This window comes from Commensalibacter sp. M0355 (genome assembly GCF_016101365.1).
Taxonomy (GTDB): Bacteria; Pseudomonadota; Alphaproteobacteria; order Acetobacterales; family Acetobacteraceae; genus Commensalibacter; species Commensalibacter melissae.
On record NZ_JACFQQ010000003.1, the window covers coordinates 168,622 to 189,454 of the forward strand.

19 protein-coding genes and 1 tRNA gene are annotated in these 20,833 nt (G+C 39.9%); 15 read left to right on the plus strand and 5 right to left on the minus strand.

Annotated elements, in window-relative coordinates; genetic code table 11:
• Positions 1-65 precede the first annotated feature (65 nt).
• Both H3T44_RS06635 and H3T44_RS06640 read left to right on the plus strand, forming a co-directional pair.
• Positions 66-866: an SDR family oxidoreductase gene (locus H3T44_RS06635; protein WP_232347555.1), complete on the plus strand. Its 801-nt coding sequence runs from the start codon at positions 66-68 to the stop codon at positions 864-866.
• 131 nt (positions 867-997) lie between these two features.
• Positions 998-2,299 carry an MATE family efflux transporter gene (locus H3T44_RS06640; RefSeq protein ID WP_198196669.1) on the plus strand — a complete coding sequence of 434 codons (1,302 nt, stop codon included), beginning with the start codon at positions 998-1,000 and terminating at the stop codon, positions 2,297-2,299.
• A 9-nt stretch (positions 2,300-2,308) separates the two neighbouring features.
• Here H3T44_RS06640 and H3T44_RS06645 read toward each other — a convergent pair whose 3' ends face one another.
• A complete protein-coding gene (locus tag H3T44_RS06645; RefSeq protein ID WP_198196670.1) occupies positions 2,309-3,802 on the minus strand; it encodes a peptide MFS transporter in 1,494 nt (497 codons plus the stop codon).
• Between the two features lie 146 nt (positions 3,803-3,948).
• Between H3T44_RS06645 and H3T44_RS06650 the strand changes: the two genes are divergently transcribed.
• The 8 genes from H3T44_RS06650 to H3T44_RS06685 all read left to right on the plus strand — a co-directional run bounded on the left by H3T44_RS06650 (position 3,949) and on the right by H3T44_RS06685 (position 9,794).
• A complete protein-coding gene (locus H3T44_RS06650) occupies positions 3,949-4,713 on the plus strand; it encodes a hypothetical protein (protein WP_198196671.1) in 765 nt (254 codons plus the stop codon).
• A gap of 76 nt (positions 4,714-4,789) precedes the next feature.
• Complete coding sequence (locus tag H3T44_RS06655) at positions 4,790-5,101, plus strand: AtpZ/AtpI family protein (RefSeq protein WP_198196673.1); 312 nt, start codon at positions 4,790-4,792, stop codon at positions 5,099-5,101.
• Positions 5,102-5,129: 28 nt separating this feature from the next.
• The gene (locus H3T44_RS06660; RefSeq protein WP_110439177.1) at positions 5,130-5,897 is read left to right on the plus strand and encodes a F0F1 ATP synthase subunit A; all 768 of its coding nucleotides are present in this window, start codon (positions 5,130-5,132) and stop codon (positions 5,895-5,897) included.
• 45 nt (positions 5,898-5,942) lie between these two features.
• The gene (locus H3T44_RS06665; RefSeq protein WP_110439176.1) at positions 5,943-6,176 is read left to right on the plus strand and encodes an ATP synthase subunit C family protein; all 234 of its coding nucleotides are present in this window, start codon (positions 5,943-5,945) and stop codon (positions 6,174-6,176) included.
• 13 nt (positions 6,177-6,189) lie between these two features.
• Positions 6,190-6,801: a hypothetical protein gene (locus H3T44_RS06670; RefSeq protein WP_110439175.1), complete on the plus strand. Its 612-nt coding sequence runs from the start codon at positions 6,190-6,192 to the stop codon at positions 6,799-6,801.
• A 15-nt stretch (positions 6,802-6,816) separates the two neighbouring features.
• Positions 6,817-7,326, plus strand: coding sequence for a F0F1 ATP synthase subunit B (atpF, locus tag H3T44_RS06675; RefSeq protein WP_230873476.1), 510 nt, complete (start codon positions 6,817-6,819; stop codon positions 7,324-7,326).
• Positions 7,327-7,349: 23 nt separating this feature from the next.
• Positions 7,350-8,075 carry a glycosyltransferase family 2 protein gene (locus H3T44_RS06680; RefSeq protein ID WP_122124173.1) on the plus strand — a complete coding sequence of 242 codons (726 nt, stop codon included), beginning with the start codon at positions 7,350-7,352 and terminating at the stop codon, positions 8,073-8,075.
• Between the two features lie 33 nt (positions 8,076-8,108).
• Positions 8,109-9,794, plus strand: a complete 1,686-nt coding sequence (locus H3T44_RS06685; protein ID WP_198196675.1) for a glycosyltransferase family 39 protein — start codon at positions 8,109-8,111, stop codon at positions 9,792-9,794.
• Between the two features lie 95 nt (positions 9,795-9,889).
• Here H3T44_RS06685 and H3T44_RS06690 read toward each other — a convergent pair whose 3' ends face one another.
• Complete coding sequence (locus H3T44_RS06690; RefSeq protein WP_110439173.1) at positions 9,890-10,192, minus strand: YggT family protein; 303 nt, start codon at positions 10,190-10,192, stop codon at positions 9,890-9,892.
• A gap of 109 nt (positions 10,193-10,301) precedes the next feature.
• On the opposite strand from H3T44_RS06690, the gene H3T44_RS06695 reads away from it, so the two are divergent.
• A tRNA-Ala gene (locus tag H3T44_RS06695) sits at positions 10,302-10,377 on the plus strand.
• A gap of 40 nt (positions 10,378-10,417) precedes the next feature.
• On the opposite strand, the gene H3T44_RS06700 is transcribed toward H3T44_RS06695, so the two are convergent.
• Complete coding sequence (locus H3T44_RS06700) at positions 10,418-11,143, minus strand: helix-turn-helix transcriptional regulator (RefSeq protein WP_122124171.1); 726 nt, start codon at positions 11,141-11,143, stop codon at positions 10,418-10,420.
• Positions 11,144-11,522: 379 nt separating this feature from the next.
• Here H3T44_RS06700 and H3T44_RS06705 point away from each other — a divergent pair, with 379 nt between their 5' ends.
• The 4 genes from H3T44_RS06705 (at position 11,523) to H3T44_RS06720 (ending at position 18,473) form a co-directional block, all read left to right on the plus strand.
• A complete protein-coding gene (locus H3T44_RS06705; RefSeq protein ID WP_110439171.1) occupies positions 11,523-12,692 on the plus strand; it encodes an efflux RND transporter periplasmic adaptor subunit in 1,170 nt (389 codons plus the stop codon).
• A 23-nt stretch (positions 12,693-12,715) separates the two neighbouring features.
• On the plus strand, positions 12,716-15,877 hold the full coding sequence (locus H3T44_RS06710; RefSeq protein ID WP_122124169.1) for an efflux RND transporter permease subunit: 3,162 nt from the start codon (positions 12,716-12,718) through the stop codon (positions 15,875-15,877).
• 4 nt (positions 15,878-15,881) lie between these two features.
• Entirely contained in the window at positions 15,882-17,411 is a 1,530-nt protein-coding gene (locus H3T44_RS06715) for an efflux transporter outer membrane subunit (protein WP_196424175.1), read from the plus strand.
• 162 nt (positions 17,412-17,573) lie between these two features.
• Complete coding sequence (locus H3T44_RS06720) at positions 17,574-18,473, plus strand: DMT family transporter (RefSeq protein WP_155566089.1); 900 nt, start codon at positions 17,574-17,576, stop codon at positions 18,471-18,473.
• Between the two features lie 36 nt (positions 18,474-18,509).
• Here the strand turns inward: H3T44_RS06720 and glpK are convergent, their stop codons facing one another.
• Positions 18,510-20,009 (minus strand): glycerol kinase GlpK, encoded by a 1,500-nt coding sequence (gene glpK / locus H3T44_RS06725; RefSeq protein ID WP_198196677.1) that lies wholly within the window; start codon positions 20,007-20,009, stop codon positions 18,510-18,512.
• Positions 20,010-20,036: 27 nt separating this feature from the next.
• Positions 20,037-20,825 (minus strand): MIP/aquaporin family protein, encoded by a 789-nt coding sequence (locus H3T44_RS06730; RefSeq protein WP_198196678.1) that lies wholly within the window; start codon positions 20,823-20,825, stop codon positions 20,037-20,039.
• Positions 20,826-20,833: the final 8 nt, after the last annotated feature.

The window sequence follows — 20,833 nt, forward strand, 5'->3', positions numbered from 1 at the left end:
CTTGATATTCCTTGATAAGCAGTAATTATTCAAGCTTATAACAGAAAAGTAAACAATATATGTATATGAAATTACGATCAGTTCTAATCACGGGGGCATCATCAGGTATTGGGTATGCCTTGGCTATTCGGCTTGCCAAACCAGGGGTCACATTGCATTTATCAGGCCGGCGTTCGGATGCTTTGGCAGGATTGGCTGAAAAATGTTGTCAACTGGGTGCCAATGTTCATATGAAAATTATTGATGTCTGCAATCATCAGGAAATGGATAAATGGATTAAATCTGCTGGACAGCTTGATCTTGTATTGGCTTGTGCAGGAATTTCTTTCGTTCCCCATGTTGAGACCCATGCGCATGTTATTCCAGAACCAATTGCACAGTGCTATAAAATCATGCAGACCAATATGAATGGTGTCCTCAATACAGTTCTTCCCGCAATTGAGGTGATGCAAAGACAGGAATGCAATTCAGAACATATACGAGGAAGAATAGCTGCTATTGCCTCAATTGCAAGCTTTTTCACTTCGGCCTGGGCTCCATCTTATTGTGCGTCAAAAGCGGCTGTGGATCGGTTTATGGTGGCGAGTGGTATGGGTTGGTGGAAAAAATGCAGAATTCAGTTAACGAGTGTTTGTTGTGGTTTTGTTGAAACACCGATGACACAAAAAAACAAATTTTATATGCCAGGGAAAATATCGGCGGATAAGGCGGCACAATTGATATTGGAAGGGATAGAAGGGCGAAAAAGGCGTGTTATTTTTCCAGTTTGGCTTGCCATTATCGCAAGAATCCTTGATTTGTTTCCTGTTTCTTTTTTGGAAAAAATCTATTTGCCTTATCTTCAGGAACAGGATCGTCATAAATAAAAGATTTATGAATCAATGATCTGTGTGTAAAAGTTTCTATTATTTCTTTAAAATTAAGACCGTGATTTATTATGATAATTTCTGCCAAAGATCTATCAATACATAAACCCCGTTTTTGTGAAGGGTCTATTATGCGGCATGTGATCGTTATGGCCGGAACCGGCACAATTGGGTTAATGGCTGTTTTTCTGGTTGATTTTCTGAATCTTTTTTATATTTCCAGATTGGGGGATACACGTTACACAGCAGCTATTGGTTTTGCCAATGTAATTAACTTTTTGCAGGTGGCGATCTGTATTGGTATGTCTATTGGAATCACGGTCGTGACTGCACGGCTGATTGGGGCCAAAAAACATGATTTGGCAGGTCAGATTATAAATTCGTTTTTATTATTGATGACGGTAATTATGATTGTAATTGGTATTGCGATCATGGTTTTCCGATATCCAATTTTATCTTTGTTAGGGGCACAGGATTTAGTGCTTGAACAAGCCGGTCAGTTTATAGCTATTACTTCCCCCTTTTTATGTTTTATAGGGTTGGGAATGGCATTGTCTGGATTGTTAAGGGCGGTGGGTGATGCAAAAGGATCCATGTATATCACAATTGCAGGAGCCCTGGTCACGGCGGTTTTGGATCCTTTGTTCATTTTATATTTTGGTTGGGGATTGGAAGGAGCGGCAGTAAGTACCGTTTTTTCACGAGCGGCTGTTGCCGTTTTTGGTTTTTATAGTTTGAGGAAGTATCAATTAATTCATAAGCCAGTTTGGAAAAAGATCTTTTCTGATTCTTATCCTGTTTTTGTAATTGCATTTCCTGCGATTTTAACCAATCTAGCGACACCAGCAGGAAACACTTTTGTTATCAAAACAATGGCATCTTTTGGAAGCGATGCAATCGCGGGACAAACCGCGATTGATCGTATCGTTCCTGTAGCATTTGCGTTTGTATTTGCTTTGACAGGTTCGGTGGGGCCGATTATTTCGCAAAACTTCGGTGCCGGGTTTAGGGATCGGATGTGTGAAACTTTGATGGTCTCGCTAAAATTGGTATGTTTATGTGTTTTATGTGCATGGATCCTTTTTTTTGTTGGAGAGGAATGGATCGTCAAAATGTTTGCGTTAAAGGCGGCAGGTATTGAACTGATGCGGTTATTTTGTCACTGGGTTATTTTAAGCAATTTATTTTTGGGGATGTTATTTGTTTCCAATACGGCTTTTAACAATTTGGGATATCCCTTATTGTCGACCCTGTTTAATTGGGGTAGAGCCACGTTGGGGACAATTCCCTTTGTCTGGTTTGGTGCAACCTATGGCCCGAAAGGAATATTGGTTGGTCAGGCAATTGGGGTTATGCCTTTTGGATTTTTTGCGGTTTTATGCGCTTTTTATGTCTTGCGTAATATTAAAATAAACTTGGTTTCGTATCAATGAAATCTCATTTCATATTTGATTGGTTTTAAAATTACGATCCCATTTTTGAATAAGGGGATATAAAACAACCAGCAAAATCAAGACAATAATGGCAGCGATAAAAAGATTTAAAAATAAATTTTGATATAATTGAAGTGTAAGATGGTCAGTTGCTGTATTGATATTTTTTGAGGCTGCAAGATTTGCGATTTTACTGCCTATGTAAAGGGAGATACCTGAAGCCATGAAATAAGATCCGGTCATAAACCCATTCATGGATGCCGGGACATAGCGGGCAATGACTGCCAAACCGAGACCACTGGTTAAAAGTTCTCCCAGAGAAAGGAAAAAATAACCATATATCATAACCCAGGAGGATAATTGTGGGGTTGTGCTTCTAAAACAGGCAAACCACCAAATACCAAAGGCGAAGGCGACAAAACTGAAACCGGTAATGAATTTTGTGGCAATGGAAATATCATATGATTGCCTGTTTATATAGTCATATAGTTTTGCCAGAATGGGGCTGAGAATGATAATCGCAATGGGATTGAGCGCCTGAAACTGTCCCGAAGACCAATTGAAAAGATGATATGATCCGATATAAAAAGCGGGATTTATATTCCGTTGCGCGAACAAGGTCAAAGATGTTGACATTTGTTGATAGAAAATAAAGTAAAGCATTCCTTCCAGAGTTAGGATATACATTATTTTTAGACCATAACGACTTGATGAATCAATCCTGTAATACATGATGATCCATAAAAGAAAGATCAGTATAGCCGCAACCCACATACATGCAGCAATCAAGGTTGCCGATTGAATCAGAAAGGTCATTCCGGAAATAAAAGTGACAATCCCTAGAAAAATCAGACCTTGAACCGGCCAGGATAATGGATCCTGATCTTTCTTGGGCAAATAGGGATTTAATCTTTTATGTGTGGCAAAATAATTGAGAATGCCAAGGACAAGTCCTATAAAACAGGCGATGAAGGCAGCGGACCATCCATAATGGTCTTTAAGAATTGGACAGAGAAGCATGGAAACGGTCGAGCCAACATTGACTGCCATATAATAAAGGGTAAAGGCAATGTCCAGTTGATCATCGTTTTGATCATAAATGCGTCGAACCAGCGTTGCCGCATTGGGTTTAAAAAGACCGTTTCCTGTACTGATGACAGCCATGGTAAGATATAGAATGGCTGTATCATGGGTTGCCTCTGCCAATAAAAGATAGCCTATTGCAAGAATTATGCTGCCATAAAGCATCGCTCTTCTGTTTCCAATGATTTTATCGCCAATCCATCCCCCAATTACTGGTGCGGCATAAGTCATCGCTGAAAATGCACCGATTAGAAGATTGGCATTCTGATCATTGAAATGCATTCTGTTAATGAGGAACAGCACTAAAATGCTTTGCATACCGTAATAGCCAAAGCGCTCCCATAATTCGATGAAAAGGACAACGGAGAAAGCTCTATTTTTCTCCCTGAAAGGATGGATGGTTACAGAAGAGGTATGCACATGTGTCTCGGTCTAAAAAAAGGATATCATTATAAAAAAATTGATTGTTTCTCATTTTGAAGTAAACAGTATATAATTACAGAAAACCACAAATATGTGTATATTCGTATTAAATTTATTAAATTTATTTAGGTTTGTGATCGTTTATGAAAAACAATCAATGGAAATTAGCCGGCTGTTTTTTGGTAAGTTCTATCTTTGTTAATGCCAATCTGTCAGAAAGCCAGGCCAGGCCAGAAAATGGAAATATACATCATATACGGAAGGTTGATCCGGTTCAGAAAAATAATCGGGTTGCAAAAACTGTTCTGGATTTTTCAGTATTGCCTGTTGTTAAGGGAAATGTTGCACAATATCTTCCTACCCCTTATGGCAATTTGGGTGGATTGTTATTAACGGATGGAACGCAAATCATGTTTTCCGCAATGTTTGGGGAAATTGTGAAATCCTTTGTTCATCCGGGTCAGGACGTGGTGATTCGTGGGTTGAAAGCCTATTCATTACCTTTTGTCCAGGCTTTTGAGATTATCAATCAACGTGGAGAACAGATTGAGGAGGATAGTCCCGAGGCAAACTTTTCACCTGTACCTATTACTGGACCAGATTTGTCTGTAAATGGTACAGTCAAGCAAGTTTTATATAATTTGCAAGGTGAAAAAATGGGTGTTGTTTTAAAGGATGGAACAGTTATTTATATTCGCTCTTCCGATGTTAAAAAACTTGATTTTATTTTGAGTGTAGGTCAGAAAATTTATGTTAGCGGGATGGGAAATGTCAATTCTCTGGGTAAAGCGTTACAGGCAAGGATAATCGGTAAGACGGGAAATACCATGGTAGAATTGTCGCAATTTAATGTTCCACCAGCTGGTGCCCCTGCAGGAAGTCCATCGTATGATTATATTCCGCAGTAATTTTCTTTGAAACTGGTTTTTGAAGAAGTGTTTGTATCAGTTATTGATTTCGGTTTGGAGGTTTGAAGCTATAACAATGAATCAGGAAAAGAATCAGTTTGATGCCTTTGATCAGAAATTGAATGGTTTTGAAGATCGATTAAATCCACGCTCTTCAAAAAAACGAGAAAAAAAAACAGAATATGGCAATAATCCTTGGTTTTTTGCCTGTCGTGCTGGTGTAGAAGTAGTATCTGCCTTTATTGTCGGTCTTGTAATAGGATATGGATTGGATTATTGGTTATCAACAAAACCAGTTTTTATTCTTATATTTTCAGTTTTAGGAATGATTGCGGGCATTTTTAATATCTGGCATCTTGTTAAACCTAATGATATAAGGTTAAAATAAATGCTATTTTTGGTAAGATTCGGTTTATATTGGGAGAAAATTAGTGGCCGGTCATAATATAGACGCGCTCGGTCAATTTGAGTTGCATCCAGTTTTTGGAACCTTGGGTGAAACAATTCGTTTCAGCCAGTCAGAATTAATGATGGTGATTGCAGCAGTAATTGTCCCGGTCGCTATTTATTTTGGCATGCGTCGTAAGGCAGTGGTTCCCGGTCGTTATCAGGCGGCAACAGAGATACTATATGAATTTGTATATAGTATGGCTGTGGGAACCATGGGTGAAAAGGGCAAAGGATTTTTCCCATTTATATTCGCATTGTTTTTCTTCATCCTGACGGGGAACTATCTTGGGCTTTTGCCTTTTTCTTTCGCTTTTACCAGTCATATCGTTGTAACGGTCAGCTTGGCCTTGATGGTGTTTGTCTTGGCAATCATTGTTTCCCTCAAAAATCAGGGACTGAAATTTTTTGCCCATTTCATGCCTGCTGGAGCGCCAATTTTAATGGCCCCGTTATTGGTGCCCATTGAAATCCTGTCCTATTTGTCGAGACCTGTCAGCTTATCTATTCGTTTGTTTGCGAATATGGTTGCTGGTCACGTCATGTTGGAAATGTTTGCTGCTTTCACGATTATGTTGGCTGCTGGATTGGGATTGGCTGTTGGCGGTTTTTTAGGTATATTTCCTATTTTGCTCAATATAGCCTTATTTGCCCTTGAACTATTGGTTGGTGCATTGCAAGCTTATGTATTTACAATCCTTACCTGTATGTATTTACAAGAAGCCGTTCATCATTAACTTTGGGTTTCGTTTACTTTATTTTTAATAACAAGGAAAAAACAAATGGATCATTCGCTTCTTTTAGCTGCAAAACAGATTGGTGCCGGCCTCGCTGTTATCGCTCTTTCCGGTGTTGGTATTGGTATTGGTAATATTTTTGCAACTTTGGTAAGCAGTATTGCTCGCAATCCAGCTTCCCGTTCCCATGTATTTGGTTTGGGAATGTTGGGTTTTGCTCTCACAGAAGCTGTTGCCCTTTACGCACTCCTGATCGCCTTTCTTATTCTGTTCATGTAAAGGGTTCTTTTATATGAGACGCTTTTCAGTCTTTTTTACCCGTCTGGCGGCGTCTCTCGTGGCGGGTGGATGTGCAAGCCTGTTGCTGGCACCTGTTTTTGCTACGAATGCCAGAGCTGCTGGCATGCCCCAGATGGACTTTAAAAACCCATTGGTAATGGGTCAATTTTTTTGGGTATTGATTATTTTCTTTTGTTTATTTCTGGTGGTGAAATATTTTTCAATTCCTCAGGTTGAAAATGTCATTTCCCATCGTCGTTCAAAAATTGATCAAGACTTGAATTCCGCACGTCAGGCTAAGGCACAGGCTGATAAAGCTGTCGCTGCATTAAATAAAACACGTCATGATGCTGCCCTGGAAGCGCAAAGACATGTTGATGCTATTTTACAGGAAACCAAAGCAGATTCTGCAAAAAAAATGCAGGAATTGCAAGGTAAGCTTGATCAGGAAATGAAGAATACTGAAAAACGCATCATTGAAGCTCGAAATAAAGCCCTGACCCAGGTTGATCAAATGTCAAAAGAGGTTGCGTATCTTTTGGTGAAGAAAATGCTGAATGAAGAGATAGATAGCGGCGTTATTGATCAAAAGATCAGACAATTTGTCCCTTCGTCTTCACATTAAACAAGCAGAGAGAGTATGATGCTTTTTTTACAAGAACCACGTTTTTGGGCTGCTATTGCATTTATTTTATTCTTTGTCCTGTTTGGTAAAAAGATTTGGCGTCCCTTGGCTGCAATGATGGATAAACGGTCTGCACAGATACAGGCGGCACTGGAAGAGGCCAGCCGTTTGCGTCGGGAAGCTGAAGAAATATATACGAATGCCAGAAAAGAGCATGAGGCTGCCAAAGAAGAGGCAGAGAGAATGCTGCAAAATTCCAAGGAAATTGCAGCCCGTATTGCTGCCAAAGCAAAAAAGGATGCAGAATTTGCGGCTGAACGTCATGAACAGCTTATTCGTCAAAGAATGGCTGCTTCTGAACAAGAAGCCATTTCAGTTGTTCGTAAAGAGGCTGCTGAAATTGCTGTAAAAGCTGCAAGAGAAGTAATTGCATCTGTTATGACTGAGGAAAAAGATAAGTCCTTAATTGATCATGCAATTGCTGAAGTTCCCAAGATGTTGGCCAAAGACCAATATAATGCCTAATTTTATTCGTCTCGTTCATGCACATGAATTATAAACTTTCAATTGTAGTTGCTGTTTTAAACGAGGCGGATAATATTTTACCTGTCTGTCAGGAAATTGCTTCTGTTTTGCCAAAGTTGCCTGATAGTGAAGTTATTTTTGTTAATGATGGAAGTACTGATCATACGCTGGATCAGTTAATCGAAATAAAAAAAACGATTCTTCCCGGGCTTGTTATTTTATCTCATCCCAAATGTTGCGGTAAATCAGCTGCATTATTGACTGCAATCAAAGTTGCAAAGGGGGAATGGATTGCAACTCTGGATGGGGATGGTCAGGATGATCCCATTGATATTGTTGCAATGTGGGATGTAATGCAGCGACATCAAGGAAAACCCCCGTTAGTTGTAGGGGTAAGATTAAAGAGACATGATAATTTTTCCCGTCGGTTTGCAACGCGGTTTGCAAATGGGTTAAGACGCCGTTTGTTGAATGATGGCTGTCCAGATACGGGTGCGCCAATGAAATTGTTTATGAAAAACGATTTTCTTTCCTTACCGCAGTTTGAAGGGTTACATCGTTTTTTACCGGCTTTATTTGCCCATTATGGTGTTCCTCTATTATGTTATCCTGTCCATCACAGGCAAAGACTGAATGGATTTTCTAAATATACCAATTTAAATCGTGCCCTTGTGGGAATAAGGGATTTACTGGGGGTAATGTGGTTGTTAAATCGTATTCATTTGCCTGGTAATATTAGAAAGTCTTAAGACCGAAACAGATCAAGATAAAAAGGGATAAGCATGAGTATTTCTCATCTCTCGGAACCGTCTTTTCGTTTGAAGGCAAGTCATTATTTGTGGCTTGCCTTGTTTGTTTTTGTGTTGTTTTTACCTGGTAGAGCAAGCCTTCCACCACTGGATAGGGATGAGGCCCGGTATATGCAGGCAACATCTCAAATGCTGGAGAGCGGTAATTATATTGATGTTCGGTTTCAGGACAAGCCTCGTTATCTGCAACCTGCCGGAATTTACTGGTTGGAAGCGTTTTCTGTTAAGGCGGCATATTCCATCAGTCATAAAGAGGTTTGGCCATATCGCATTCCTTCCCTCTTTGCTGCGGTTGGATCTGTTTTACTGACTGTATGGATAGGCAATCTATTATTTGATTCATGTGTTGGTTTATTGGCGGGTATTTTTCTGGCAGTTTCGGTAATACTTACTGCGGAAGGTCGTATGGCCACAATAGATACGACTTTACTGTTTTTCATTTTGCTTGCCCAAACGAGTGTTGCAAAAGCGTGGTTATCCCGTTCATCTGTGGAAAAATCACCTTTTCACATTGCCGCAATCTATTGGGGCGCAATTGGGTGTGGATTGATGTTGAAGGGGCCAGTTATTCTCATCCCAACCTTATTGACTCCCTTGACTCTAGCCTGGGTTCAAAAGGATAAATCATGGTGGAAACAATTAAGGCCCGGCTATGGCTGGTTAATTTCTGTAATGATTGCCCTACCCTGGTGTATTGCCATTGCCTTGGTAAGTCATGGACAGTTTTTCACAAATGCAGTTGGTACGAATTTTTTAGGGAAGGTTGCGTCAGGACAACAGGCGCACGGATTACCACCAGGGTATTATCTTCTGGTTTTTCTAATTGCATTTTGGCCAGGTTCCCTGTTTACGGCATGGTCGTTACCTTTTATATGGATGGAAAGAAAAACTGAATCAGTAAAATTTTTGTTATGTTGGATTATTCCCCATTGGATGGTCTTTGAGGTTATTGCAACCAAACTTCCCCATTATGTATTGCCTACATATCCTGCGATTGCAATTCTTACATCTGCTGCATTATGGAAAATTTCTGAAAGGTGGCATGGTCCAATTTCTTTCTTGGGAAAGGGGCTGTTTTATTTTTATATGATTTTATGGTGTTTGGTTGGAGTCATTCTGGCTGTTGGAAGTGTTATCTGGGCACATTTCATGACGGGAGAATGGTATTATGCCGCGATGATCGGGGCAGTCACTGTATTATGTCTGATTGGGTATGTTATTTACTGTTTCTACAAACGAAATGTTCAAAGGGCTTCTCTTTTTTCCATATTGGCCGCTCTAATTGTTTATATTCAACTATTCGTAATCTTGATTCCTTCTTTACAACCAGAATGGTTGAGTTATAAAATCGCACGTACTGTTCATTTTCTTAAACCCTGTCAGGAAACGGTTTTGGCCTCGGCCTCTTATTCAGAACCAAGCCTGGTTTTTTTAGTTGGGAAAGAGACACAGCTGATCAATGTGATGAAAACAGCAGCATTTCTTGAAAAGAATAAGGTGTGTGGAATGGCTTTGGTTGATCGGAAAGATCAGAAAGTGTTTAAAGAGTATTTGGATAAAGATAATATTTCCGTCGATTTATTGGGAGAAATCAAAGGATTAAATTATTCGACTGGAAAAAAATTGAATTTGGGTCTGTATAAAGTTCATTCATGGTAATTAAAAGAAATTGATACGAAATGCTGTTTTTGAAAAGCAAAGATAATGATTCATTATTGGGTATTGTTTAATTTTGAATAACGGCATTTTTTAATTTAATGGGTGAAAATTGATAAGTTAAAAAAAATACGAAACAATAATGGACGAATAAGATAATCAATGATTAAAAACACAATGATAGGACTGATATCTATACCACCAAGATCCGGTAAAATTCTTTGAATGGGTCGTAAAATCGGCTCGCAAAGCCTGCTCAGGAAAGTGCCGATTACATAAACGGCCCGTGCGTTAGGATTAATGATGTTAAGTGCAAATAAAAAACTGAAAATACAATAAGCAAGCAGGATGAAAGAATAAAGGCTTAATAAGGTTTGAAGTAATTGATATAGTTCAAACATATCTAATTCCTCGATAACGGATTCTGATGGTAAATTATGGTATGAATTATATAATTCTTTCTTGACAGTTTTTCTAGGAATAGTATCAATGAATTAGATTTTACTTTAGGGGGTTATAGCTCAGTTGGGAGAGCGTCTCGTTCGCAATGAGAAGGTCAGGGGTTCGATTCCCCTTAACTCCACCATAGATGTTAAGACCTGAATTGATTCTCTGGTTTCAATGAATCAAAGAAATCTTGCAACGACGGTAAAATAATTCTGCCACGTTTTTTTACAGATTTTTCTTTCCTTTTCAGGGTTGTAATATTTTATTAACCAGAAATTCTGGTGATCCTCTATTAGTTCTCCCATTGTATAGATGTGGAGATTATTATCCACCTTTAAAAAAAGACAGATATTTCCTTTCTTGGCAATTTTACGGGGATGTAAAATTATAATGTCGCCAATTTTAAAAATAGGTTCAATATTACGGTTTGCGATTGAAATACCGAAAGCATCTTTTTCAAATGTTACAACATGGGGACGTTTAACATATTCAATGGGCGTATCCGTCAGAATAAAATCATCATGGATCAAGTTCATTGTACCGAAAACAGGTATTTCTTCATCCAGTTTAAAGTTATCAAAAGAATGATCACTAAAATCAGAGTTATCTTTTTTTGAGTTAACTTTAAAATTTGAATTGAAAAATTGAGTTATTTTTGGGGTAAGTTTAATCTGACTTTTTAATTTCCCCTTGCCGATATTTGGGTTTAGATGGTCGAGTTTAACATTCAGAGCAAGTGCAACATAAGGTAAAAGAGAGCTTTCACGAATATTGCCATTTTCAATATTCGCTATGGTTTGTTGGGAGCATCGACCCGTTAGCTTTCTGACTCTTTCTGCTAATTGGGACTGAGAAAGTTTTAAATATTTTCTAATTTTTTTGACGTTGTTACCAATGGTGGTCATTCTTTTTTTTAAAATAAAATGTTGGAGTTGTATATTTTTACTTTATAAGTTTTAATATTAAAATCAAAACTGGCTATATAGCTTATAAAAATATACGGTAAATAAGATTATTTTTAATAGTTAAATTTATTGGTTAAGTTTTCCAATAATTTGCTGAAAATGAAAAATTTGGATTCAATTTTTTTGTTTGTTGAAAAATAACTGTTGTTTATTCGAAGCATACCGATATTATGGGAAGGCTTTTAATAAGAATATACAATATTATGTATATTATTAAGTGAATAAGCTTAAATTGTTCATATTATAATTTAAAATTTACTTTATTTATAGATAATCAACAGTAAATTTATCTTGATTTTTAAGGAAATAGGGAAGAGAAGTGACAATAACAGATTCTTTCTTTACAAAATGGCATAAAGAATATGCTTTATTATTTGCTTTATTATTGCCACTTAATGCATGTAAAAAACAGCAACCTGCTCGACCCATACCTAGTGCGAATTTTGTAACGGTTCATACTCAAGAAGTTGAGAATTTAGTTGAGCTGACTGGACGTGTTTCTCCGATGCGCGTTTCACAGGTTCGTCCTCAGGTAAATGGATATCTTTATAAAAGGTTATTTGAAGAAGGTACGGATGTTATTAAGGGACAACAGCTTTATGAAGTTGATCCTCGACCCTATCAAGCCGCTTTAAATGAGGCGCGGGGTAAGCTTAACCGTGATTTGGCGACATTACGCACCCAGACTTTGAAGTTAAAAAGATATGGCCCATTGAAAAATATGGATGCTGTCAGTCGTCAGGATTATGATGATACACTTGCTGCACAAGAGGCAACTAAGGCTGATATTGAAAGTGATAAAGCAACAGTAAGACAGGCTGAACTGAATCTTGAATATACGGGAATTAATGCCACCATTTCTGGAAGGATAAGTCGTTCTATCCAAACGCAGGGCGCATTAATGTCTGTTAATCAGGCCGATCCAGTCGCTGTCATTACGCAACTTGATCCAATTTTTGTTGATATTATTGAACCTACCGCAGAACAGTTGCGTTTACGTTCAAGACAGGAAAATGGAAAATTACAGACCTTACGTGGGGCAGCCCATGTTCCTATTGATTTGATTTTAGAAGATGGTTCTCGTTATCCCTTACAGGCGAATTTATTATTTACCGAAGTTGTGACGGATCAGGAAACAGGATCTGTTATTCAGCGGGCAATCATACGTAATCCTGATAAATTATTGTTATCAGGCATGTATGTTCGTGCTGTTATGCATGAAGGATATGAGAAAGGGGCCTTTTTAATCCCTCAGGAAGCTATTATGCGTGGTTTGGATAATGCTCCCTATATTTATATTATTAACAAGGACAATGTTATTGAAAGACGTAATGTAGAATTACAACGTATTCAGGATACATACTGGGTTGTTACAAAAGGTCCAGTAGATGGTGATCATCTTCTTGTTAGTAATCCAACTTCATACAGGCCAGGTCAAAAAGTCGTTCCTAAAGAAGGACGGACGATTACGGCAGAGGTCCCTAATTAAAGTGTTATAATTGGAATTTTTACATGTCATTGTCGCGTTTTTTTATTGACAGGCCGATTTTTGCTTGGGTTATTGCTATTCTTGTTTCACTGATTGGAACAATTTCTATTATAAGCCTGCCTATTGCACAATGGCCTTCAATCGCCCCTCCACCAATTACATTAAGTTTTACCTATCCAGGTGCTACCGCAGATACGGTTCAAAGAACGGTTGTTGATCCAATCAGTCAAAATCTATACGGTTTGGATAACCTAGAATATATTTCCACTTCCGCTAATGCTGATGGAACCGCATTGGTTACCCTCACCTTTGCACAGGGTACCAGTCCGGATATTGCACAGGTTCAAGTACTGAACCGTATTGATGTTGCCCGTTCATTGTTACCATCAACGGTTGCGTTGCAAGGAATTCGTATTTCGAAATCCAATAAAAGTTACATGATGTTTTTTGCCGTTCAATCTTCTGATCAATCCATGGATGAGGGAGCTCTGGGAGATTTGTTGGCAAGTGATATACAGAATCCCGTTACCCGATTGAACGGGTTGGGAGATTATACAGCCTTTTCATCAGAATATGCGATGCGTGTCTGGTTGGATCCAGATAAGCTGCATGATTATCAGCTTAATGCAACGGATGTGATGAATGAAATTGGTTCCCAGAACTCGGAACAGCCTTTGGGTGAATTTGGAAAATTGCCAGCTTTGCCTAACCAGCGTTCTGATATTTATACAGGTGGTGTAAGACGTTTGGTCACACCAGAGGAATTTCAGAATATAGTTGTTAAAACACAGGTAAACGGTGCACGTATCCGATTGAAAGATGTTGCCAGGGTTGAATTGGGACCAATGACTTATCAGCCAATTGGTATGATTAACAATCAGCCTGTTGCTGCTTTTGGTGTCAAGCTTGCTTCTGGGGCCAACCAGTTGGCGCTGTCAAAAGATATTCATAATAAGATTGCAGAATTATCCAAGTATTTTCCAGCAAATACAACCTATTTATATCCACAAGATACCTCGACATATATTATTGAATCAATGGAAGAGGTCGTTGAAACTCTTGTTATTGCGATTTTGCTGGTTATTGTTGTGATGTATGTTTTCTTGCAAAATTTTAGGGCGACGTTTGTACCTGCAATTGCCGTTCCCGTAGTTTTGTTGGGGACATTCGCAATCCTGTTTTTTGCTGGATTTTCGATCAATACCTTGACAATGTTGGCTATGGTGCTTGCCATCGGATTGCTTGTGGATGATGCGATTGTGGTCGTGGAAAATGTTGAGCGTGTTATGGAGGAGGAACATTGTTCTCCTAAAAAGGCCACTCAAATTTCCATGGATCAGATTAGTGGGGCCCTGGTTGGTATTGCGCTTGTTCTATCTATTGTTTTTATTCCCATGGCTTTTTTCAGCGGTTCTGCCGGGGTGGTTTATCGGCAATTCTCAATTAGCATTGTTGCAGCGATGGCTCTTTCTGTTGTCATTGCATTGATTTTTACCCCCGCTTTGTGTGCAACGGTTTTAAAACCTAAGGAAAAAAAGGAACAGCACGGTTGGTTCTTTACGAAATTTAATAACGGGTTTGATAAAATGGTCGATGGGTATATTCGAGGGGTGAAGCATATGATTCACCATTCACGTATAACCATGATTATTTATGTATTCATTACGGTTGCCGGATTATGTGTTTTTTATATTTTACCCGAAGGGTTTTTACCTGATGAAGATCAAGGGGTTGTTTACATGCAGGCAACATTGAGTCCTGGATCTTCAGCCGCAATGACATCGAATGTCACCCGGAAAATGACAGATTATTTTGTTAAGCATGAGAATAAATATATCAAGTTTGTTTTTACGGCGATTGGGTTCAATTTTGGTGGTCAGGCCCAGAGTGCAGCTTTTGGTGTTGCCCGTTTGAAAGAATTTGATGAAAGGGGCAGCGATTCCAGGGCAACCGCTCAAGCTATCGCAACAAGGGCGATGCATGCATTGTCTTCTATCCCTGGCGCCAATGTGTTGGCATTTCTTCCGCCTCCCGTTATGGATTTAGGATCGTCAACCGGGTTTGACTTTGAATTGCAAAATCGTGGACATCTGGATACCATTACCTTTATGAAGGCAAGGGACGCTTTGTTAAAAAAGGCCAGTGCGGATCATCGTCTCGTTGCCGTTCGCCCGAATGGGTTGCCTATTGCCCCGCAATATTATTTCAATATTGATCGTGATAAAGCACATGCCCAAGGGGTTAGTATTGACAGTATCAATCAAACGTTATCCATTGCTCTGGGATCTTCTGATGCGGGATTATTTAACTTGCGTGACCGTGTAAAACACGTGTTTGTACAAGGAGATGTCAAGTCGCGAATGAAGCCTGATGATCTAAGGCGTTGGTTTGTCCGGAATAGCAATGGCAAGATGGTTCCCTTAACCTCGTTTGTTGATGGTGAATGGAAAATGGCTCCTCAGAAAGTGGAGACCTATAACGGTTATCCATCTTTTGAAATCATGGGGCAGGGAGCTCCTGGTATCAGTAATGGTACAGCGATGAAAATCATTGAGGGTTATGCAAATGAGCTTGGCAAGGGAATAGGCTATGAATGGACGGGCATGTCATATGAACAGGAAAAGTCCTCTGGACAAGCCGGAAAACTATATGCTGTTTCTATTTTAGCAGTCTTTTTATCATTGGCGGCTTTGTATGAAAGTTGGGCTATACCTTTTTCCGTTATCCTGGTGGTTCCCTTGGGAATTATTGGAGCGGCGGCAGCGGTTTATCTGCGTGGAATAGATAATGATATTTATTTCCAGGTTGGGTTGTTAACAACCGTGGGGCTTGCGGCCAAGAATGCCATCCTGATTGTTGAATTTGCTAAGGAACATTATGATACTGGTACAAAAACATTGGAGGAATCAGCGATAATGGCTGCACGTGAACGTATTCGGCCTATTCTGATGACCTCGCTGGCATTTGTGATCGGAACTGTTCCTCTGGCAATTGCAAAAGGGGCGGGTGCTGCAAGTCACGTGGCCATTGGTACAAGCGTGGTGGGTGGTGTTATTACAGCCACTTTGTTGGCCCTCTATTTTGTCCCTGTATTTTTTATTGTCGTTCTGGGATTATTCAAGGTGCGTCCTCATCCATTAAATAATAAGAATGTTGATGCAACCGCTGGACAGACAGGAGAGTAAAATAATGATGAAAATAAGAAAGTCATTTCGGTCACCGCTTATATCCATGACTTTAGCTTTAATGATATTTTCAACGACCTCCTGTAATCTTGTTCCAGATTATAAACGCCCAGATGCATCAATTTCCCAGCAATGGCCGATGGGCCCCGCTTATGGGCCCCCCTTGCCCAAGGATTCAAATTTGCCACAAGCCTATAATGTCGGTTGGAAGGTTTTCTTTCGGGATCCAGTCTTGAGTGAATTGATTTCCATGGCTTTGGCTAATAATCGTGATTTACGTGAGGCAATCGAGAATATTACGGCTTCCCATGCCAGTTACATGCGTCAAAGAGGTGATTTATTTCCAACGGTAAATTATTCTGCGGGGGCTTCCTATCAAACGAGTCCGGGAAAAACCTTGGGCGGTATGCGGGGCTATACGCATTGGAACCAATTATCAACGGGATTTGGTGTATCAAATTATGAAATTGATATATTCGATCATGTTCGGAGTTTGACCAAAGCGGCCAGGGAAAGTTACTTGCAGCAGGTAGAGAGTACTTTATCTGTGCAAATTTCGTTGATTAGCGAGGTTGCTAATACATATATGGCCTGGCTTGCGGATTGTGACAGTCTTCGTACTGTTCAGGAAAGCTTGCATAATCGTGAAAGGAATTTACAATTAATTCAAGGAATGCATACCTATGGTCAACAAAATGCCCAGGCTGTGGCACAAGCAACAGAATTGTTGCAAGAAGCCCGAAGTCAGGAGCAGGTTTATCAAAAAACGGTTGCCAATGATCTGAACAGCCTTACTTTGTTGATTGGTCAGCCTATTCCACAATCTGTCTTGCAAAAGGCCGGTCCTAATCCCTCTCTGGATAATTTTGTTTCAATGCCAGAGGTGGCGTCGGGTATGCCATCGGATCTTCTCGAACGTCGTCCGGATATTTTATTGGCAGAACATCAGCTTAAAGAAGCCAATGCGAATGTTGGATATGCCAGAGCCGCTTTTTTTCCATCCATTCAGCTAACAACATCAGGCAGTACGGCAGGAGCAACTTTTGCACAAATGTTTGGGCCTTATTCTGCGGCTTATACATTTATGCCGAAAATTACCGTACCTGTAATTGATGAGGGGCAAAATCTGGCACAATTGAGAACAGCAAAAGCTAAAGTACGTGCCGCCGCCGCTCATTATCAGAAAGTGATACAATCTTCTTTTAAGGAAGTTGCTGATGCTTTGGCAGCCAGAACAACATTAAAAGAAAAGTGGAAAGCTGAATCTGACAATGTCAAGGCAAGCCAGACAGATTACCGTTTGTCCTATGCCCGGTTCAGAAATGGAATTGATAGTTATATCAGCACATTAACAGCGCAAAGAACATTATTGACCGCCCAAGTTTCATCTATTCAGGCACGTCTTCAATATATGCAGAGTCTTTCAACTTTGTACAGAACGTTGGGAGGAGGATGGAGTGCAGAAAATGCTTTTCAGACCTATCAATCCAATGGAAAGAAATTGAACACTCAGGTAGATAAGAGCAAACAATAAATTTATTATGAATTAAATCGGTTTGCGATTAGAGATTATCTGAAGAGGATAATCTCTTTTTTTATCCATATGAATTTTATTTTTATTTTGAAAAATTGTATTGAACAGGTGCCGAATTGCAATGGATAGTAAAATCAATCAGTTATCGGTAAAGAAACGGATATGAATATTGGAAAAAAATATATAGGGATAATCTCTATTTTAATGGCTTCTGTTTTATGGGGGACAACAGGGGTTGCCGCTCAATTTGCACCTGAAGTGAGTGCGCTTGCGATTGGGTCAGGTGCTATGGGTATCGGTGGGTTGTTGCAATCAGTGATTGCCTTGCCATGTCTAAAAAATTATCAGGGGAAATTATATAGTCAAAAAGGTTGGATTATATTGGGTGCCCTTGCCGTTATGTTTTACCCTTTGGCTTTTTATGGTTCGATGCGGGTTGCCAGTATTACGGTTGGAACAGTTGTTTCAATTGGTTCAGCACCATTTTTTTCCGCTGCACTTGAAAACATAATGGATCATTTCAAAGTCACGCTACAATGGGTCATTGGTGCCTTTATGGGAGTATCAGGTATCATCTTGCTCTGTTTTTCTGCCCAACATACCCTATATAGCCCAATATCCTTTGCAAGAATCAGTCTGGGTATTTTATTGGGATTGTTGGCAGGGTTTACCTATGCATTCTATACATGGGTTGCAAGACATTTGATACATCATGAAATTCCATCAAAGGCAGCGATGGGAAGTATTTTCGGGGTTGGTGGTCTTTTGCTGTTACCAGTTTTATTGATAACGGGCGGAACATATTTGAATTCATGGAGCAATTTATCTGTTGGAATTTATATGGCGACTATTCCCATGTTTATTGGTTATCTTTGTTTTGGTTACGGCTTGTCCTTTGTTCCAACAAGCATGGCAACTTTGATAACCTTGTTGGAACCTGTTATTGCAACATTTCTTGCCGTAATAATTGTAGGGGAAAAATTTTCAGGTTTTGGCTGGTTAGGAATTGGTTTGATTTTTTTATGTCTGGTTTGTATCTCAATTCCCAATAATAAAAAATGAAAAATGCCTTTATAAGGATAAAGGCATGAGAAAAAATTATTCTTTCAGTAAAGCTTTTTTAAAGGCTAGTCGCCAACCTTTGAGTTTTCTTTCCCGTTCTGCTTGTTCCATTGCCGGTTTGAAAGTGGTACCTTCAGACCAGTTGGTCGTAATATCTTCGATATTGTTCCATATACCGCACCCAAGACCAGCAAGATAGGCAGCTCCCATTGCGGTTGTTTCAATATAAGCGGGTCGTTCGACGGTTGTATTCATAATACTGGCCAGGAATTGACAATACCAGTCATTCGCTGACATTCCGCCATCAACACGGATGGATGAAATTTCTTCAAGACTGTCCTTTTTCATTGCCTCGGCAAGATCATAGGTCTGATAGGCAATGGATTCTAGTGCGGCACGGGCTATATGGGCAGCTGTCGCATTGAAGGTTAATCCAGTAATGATTGCCTTGACATCAGGTTCCCAATGGGGGGCACCCAATCCGACAAAGGCTGGAACCATATATACTTCATGGTTGTCGTTAACCTTGGTTGCCATATCATTGGTTTGTGAGGCATGGGTGATGATTCCGATACCATCCCTTAACCATTTGATTGCAGCACCAGCAACAAAGATGGATCCTTCAAGTGCATAGGTTGGTTTACCATTTAGGCGATAGGCCGTTGTTGTGAGCATGCGGTTTTGGGAGGTTACGATTTTGTCCCCTGTGTTTAACAGCATAAAGCATCCCGTGCCATAGGTTGCCTTAACCATGCCGGGTTCAAAACAGGCTTGACCGATTAATGCGGCTTGCTGATCCCCCGCCATTCCCATAATGGGAATTGAATTACCAAACAAGGCAGGGTCTGTTGTGCCGAACAAAGTACTGTTATCTTTTACCTCAGGTAAAATAGAGGCGGGAATATTAAAGATTTTGAGTAGTTCCGGATCCCATGATTGTGTCTGTATATTAAACAGCAGGGTTCGACTGGCATTGGTTGCATCTGTTGCGTGAACCTTGCCTCCAGTTAGACGCCATAAAAGGAAACTGTCAATTGTACCAAAAGCCAGTTCACCGCGTTCTGCTTCAGATCTTACATTTGGGATGTTATCCAATATCCAGGCAATTTTTGTCGCGGAGAAGTAGGGGTCAAGAAGTAACCCTGTTTTTTCATAGATTGTTTTTTCCAGCCCTTCTTCCTTTAAAGCTCTGCATGAATTTGCTGTCCGTCGATCCTGCCATACGATGGCATTGTAAACAGGTTTGCCCGTCTTACGGTTCCAGATAACAACTGTTTCACGTTGGTTGGTAATGCCTATGGCGGCAATTTCACTGGTTTTACCTTCAAGGGAAGCTTTGGCAATGGCGTTTTTAATTGTATATACAGTATCACTCCAGATGTCCTCCGGATTATGTTCAACCCATCCAAGTTGAGGATAATGCTGGGTAAATTCATGTCGGCTGAGCGATATTTCTTGGCCCCGTGTGTTGAAGATAATTGAACGTGTAGATGTTGTGCCCTGGTCAAGGGCAATAATATAATGAGCTTTATTCATGGAAATTATATCCGCTTTGTAATTAGGTTATGATGTACGAGATAAAAAGGGTTTAATGAATAATTGATAGGCACCTCCACCCATGACACCGCCTAGGAGTGGGCCGAAAATAGGACCCCACCAATAAGAAGGTAAACCAGGAAAGGCAGAAGGTCCCCAGCCAGCCAAATAGATGAATATTCTAGGACCAAGATCACGTGCGGGATTGATCGCCCATCCTTCAAGATATCCTGCCGATGCACCAATAGCAGCAACTACAAAACCGATAATCAGTGCACCACTGTTTGCTTGTGGGGCAATGGTATTGTATTCATCAGTAATGGCAAAAATACTGAAAACCAAAAATGCAGTTAAAAGGATTTCGTTAAAAAAAGCATGGATAGGTGTGACTGTTAATCCGGGTGATGTGATAAAAACACCAGCCCCACCGCCCAATGGGCGGGTCAGGTGATGGACAACATTATAATGGTCAATAACTGAATAATACATGCAATAAACAAGAACTGCACCGCAAATCCCGCCAAAAACCTGGGCGATTATATAGGCGGGGACTTTTTTCCAGGAAAAATTCCGGAATAAGGCAAGGGCTAGTGTTACAGCAGGATTGGCATGGGTGCCACTTATGCTGCCAGTAACATAGATCGCGAAAGTTACACTTAATCCCCAGGAGATCGCAACACCCCAATAGGCATTTTGATAAGGACTTGGATCATACATAAGAAGCATTGCTGCTGCTGAACAACCAATAAATATGATAATTGTAACTGCAATCGCTTCAGAAATGAGCTCTCCTATAAGATTTTTTGTATTTTGCATATGTTATT

Bases quoted from the DNA above. Each gene is read 5' to 3' on its own strand.
- H3T44_RS06635 (WP_232347555.1), top strand. From the start codon at position 66: ATGAAATTACGATCAGTTCTAATCACGGGGGCATCATCAGGTATTGGG.
- H3T44_RS06640 (WP_198196669.1), top strand. From the start codon at position 998: ATGCGGCATGTGATCGTTATGGCCGGAACCGGCACAATTGGGTTAATG.
- H3T44_RS06650 (WP_198196671.1), top strand. From the start codon at position 3,949: ATGAAAAACAATCAATGGAAATTAGCCGGCTGTTTTTTGGTAAGTTCT.
- H3T44_RS06655 (WP_198196673.1), top strand. From the start codon at position 4,790: ATGAATCAGGAAAAGAATCAGTTTGATGCCTTTGATCAGAAATTGAAT.
- H3T44_RS06665 (WP_110439176.1), top strand. From the start codon at position 5,943: ATGGATCATTCGCTTCTTTTAGCTGCAAAACAGATTGGTGCCGGCCTC.
- H3T44_RS06670 (WP_110439175.1), top strand. From the start codon at position 6,190: ATGAGACGCTTTTCAGTCTTTTTTACCCGTCTGGCGGCGTCTCTCGTG.
- atpF (WP_230873476.1), top strand. From the start codon at position 6,817: ATGATGCTTTTTTTACAAGAACCACGTTTTTGGGCTGCTATTGCATTT.
- H3T44_RS06680 (WP_122124173.1), top strand. From the start codon at position 7,350: ATGAATTATAAACTTTCAATTGTAGTTGCTGTTTTAAACGAGGCGGAT.
- H3T44_RS06685 (WP_198196675.1), top strand. From the start codon at position 8,109: ATGAGTATTTCTCATCTCTCGGAACCGTCTTTTCGTTTGAAGGCAAGT.
- H3T44_RS06690 (WP_110439173.1), bottom strand. From the start codon at position 10,192: ATGTTTGAACTATATCAATTACTTCAAACCTTATTAAGCCTTTATTCT.
- H3T44_RS06700 (WP_122124171.1), bottom strand. From the start codon at position 11,143: ATGACCACCATTGGTAACAACGTCAAAAAAATTAGAAAATATTTAAAA.
- H3T44_RS06710 (WP_122124169.1), top strand. From the start codon at position 12,716: ATGTCATTGTCGCGTTTTTTTATTGACAGGCCGATTTTTGCTTGGGTT.
- H3T44_RS06715 (WP_196424175.1), top strand. From the start codon at position 15,882: ATGATGAAAATAAGAAAGTCATTTCGGTCACCGCTTATATCCATGACT.
- H3T44_RS06720 (WP_155566089.1), top strand. From the start codon at position 17,574: ATGAATATTGGAAAAAAATATATAGGGATAATCTCTATTTTAATGGCT.
- glpK (WP_198196677.1), bottom strand. From the start codon at position 20,009: ATGAATAAAGCTCATTATATTATTGCCCTTGACCAGGGCACAACATCT.
- H3T44_RS06730 (WP_198196678.1), bottom strand. From the start codon at position 20,825: ATGCAAAATACAAAAAATCTTATAGGAGAGCTCATTTCTGAAGCGATT.